Genomic DNA, 2,255 nt, shown 5'->3' with positions numbered 1-2,255 from the left:
CACCGAGGGCGAGTACTCCAGCATCGGCGGGCGCATGTACGAGGGCAGCGAGCGCGAGATCGTGATCCAGGAGACGGTGATGTCGCGTGTCGGCGTCGACCGGGTGCTGAAGTTCGCGTTCGAGCTGGCGCAATCGCGCCCGCGCCGCAAGCTGACCTCGGCCACCAAGTCGAACGGCATCTCGATCACGATGCCCTACTGGGACGAGCGCGTCGAGGCGATGGCCCGCGGCTATCCGGAGGTCAGCGTCGATCGCTTCCACATCGACATCCTGACCGCGCACTTCGTGCAGCGCCCCGAGGTGTTCGACGTGGTGGTCGCGAGCAACCTGTTCGGCGACATCCTGTCGGACCTCGGGCCGGCCTGCACCGGCACGATCGGCATCGCGCCGTCGGCCAACCTGAACCCTGCCGGCACCCATCCGTCGCTGTTCGAGCCGGTGCACGGCTCGGCGCCCGACATCGCCGGGCGCGGCATCGCGAACCCGATCGGGCAGATCTGGTCGGGCGCGATGATGCTCGACCACCTGGGCCACCGCGATGCCCACGATGCGGTGCTGCGCGCGGTCGAGGCGGTGCTCGATCCCTCGTCCGGTGCACCGCGCACCCCCGACCTGGGTGGTGCGGCGCGCACCGCCGACCTCGGGCGTGCGATCGCCGCATGCATGTGACGCCACATGACACGCGGGGTGCCTGACCCCGCTGCAACCCGCGCCRAATATGACGCGGGCAGCCTATTGTCAAGCGAGGAAGCACGCGCGCGGATGCCGCATTCGGATGCAGCTGATTACGCATAGAATCCGCTTCCGCGCTTGACAGTGGGGGTGCCTGCGGCTGTAATCGTTCGAGCCGTTACGTCCCGTCCCGCGCGGCCCGGATCCAGGCTCCACACCCATCCAGATTCTTTTCGAGACACCTTTTTTGAGGGGGTACCTTCGTGAACAAATCCGAACTGATTGAGCACATCGCCAAGCAGGCCGACATTTCCAAAGCAGCTGCGACGCGCGCGCTCGAAGCTCTGATCGGCGGCGTGAAATCCACGCTGAAGAAAAACAACAGCGTGTCGCTCGTTGGCTTCGGCACCTTCAGCGTCAGCAAGCGCGCCGCCCGTGCCGGCCGCAACCCGCGCACCGGCGCCACCATCAAGATCAAGGCCGCCAAGGTGCCGAAGTTCCGCCCGGGCAAGGCCCTGAAGGACGCGGTCAACTGAAAATGGCATCCGGGTGCTTAGCTCAGTTGGTAGAGCGGCRCCCTTACAAGGCGTAGGTCGGGGGTTCGAGCCCCTCAGCACCCACCACCCGATGGCACCGCGGACRAGCTGGCAGAGCTAGTAGAATCCGCGCCGTCCACCCCCAACAAAGGCGAACCCAGGTTCGCCTTTGTTGCATTTGAAGCAGCGCCGTCCGGCTGCACAGCGATCACCCTTCGAGGCCATCGATGTTTGAATTTGTTCGCACGCACAACCGCCTGTTCCAGTTCCTGTTGCTGGTGCTGATCGTTCCCGCCTTCGTGCTGACGGGTGCTTACCAAGGTTACCGCTCGATGGCGGGCAGCGGGGGTGTCGCCGTCGTCGACGGCCACAAGATCACGCAGGCCGAGTGGGACGCAGCGCAGCGCGACCAGATCGACCGCTACCGGCGCCAGGCGCCGAACGTCGACGTCCGCATGTTCGACACGCCGGCGGTGCGCCTGCAGACGCTGGACAACCTGGTGCGCGAGCGCGTGCTGCAGACCGCGGCACTGAAGTCGAACTTCACCGCGACGCCCGACCGCGTGCTCAACGTCTACATGAACGACCCGCAGTTCGCGCAGTTCCGTGGCGCGGGCGGCGGCTTCGACAAGGAAGCGCTGACGATCGCGTTGTCGGCCCAGGGCATGACGGTGGCGGGCTTCGAGCAGACGATGCGCCAGCAGCTCGAGATGCGCCAGGTGATGTTCGGCATCGGCGGCACGGTGTTCGCGCCGGCGGCGGCGGCCTCGGGCGCGATCGATGCGATGTTCCAGCAGCGCGAGTTCCAGCAGCAGCGCTTCGACCCGAAGGACTACCTCGCGAAGGTGTCGCCGAGCGATGCCGACATCCAGGCGTACTACAAGGATCCGGCGCACGCGGCGCAGTTCATGTCGCCGGAGCAGGCGAGCATCGAGTACGTGGTGCTCGACGTCGAGGCGATCAAGAAGACGCTGACGGTGCCTGAAGACAAGCTGCGCGAGTACTACACGCAGAACGAAAAGCGCTATGCGGTGGCCGAAGAGCGC

General features: G+C 66.0%; 3 protein-coding genes and 1 tRNA gene. All 4 read left to right on the top strand.

Translation table 11 applies throughout. The annotated features are described in order from the left end of the window. Positions 1–670, top strand: a 670-nt coding sequence (locus AC1D01_RS31020) for an isocitrate/isopropylmalate dehydrogenase family protein (RefSeq protein WP_477873294.1), incomplete at its 5' end; no start/stop codon positions are given. Between the two features lie 266 nt (positions 671–936). After that, positions 937–1,209: an HU family DNA-binding protein gene (locus AC1D01_RS31015; protein WP_047485758.1), complete on the top strand. Its 273-nt coding sequence runs from the start codon at positions 937–939 to the stop codon at positions 1,207–1,209. A gap of 11 nt (positions 1,210–1,220) precedes the next feature. Continuing rightward, positions 1,221–1,296: transfer RNA gene (locus tag AC1D01_RS31010), tRNA-Val, on the top strand. Positions 1,297–1,436: 140 nt separating this feature from the next. Continuing rightward, the coding region (locus tag AC1D01_RS31005) for a SurA N-terminal domain-containing protein (protein ID WP_477873292.1) at positions 1,437–2,255 on the top strand (819 nt) is incomplete at its 3' end.

Source organism: Rhizobacter sp. P3_B12, from assembly GCF_056402895.1.
This window is presented reverse-complemented; position numbering and strand designations above follow the sequence as displayed.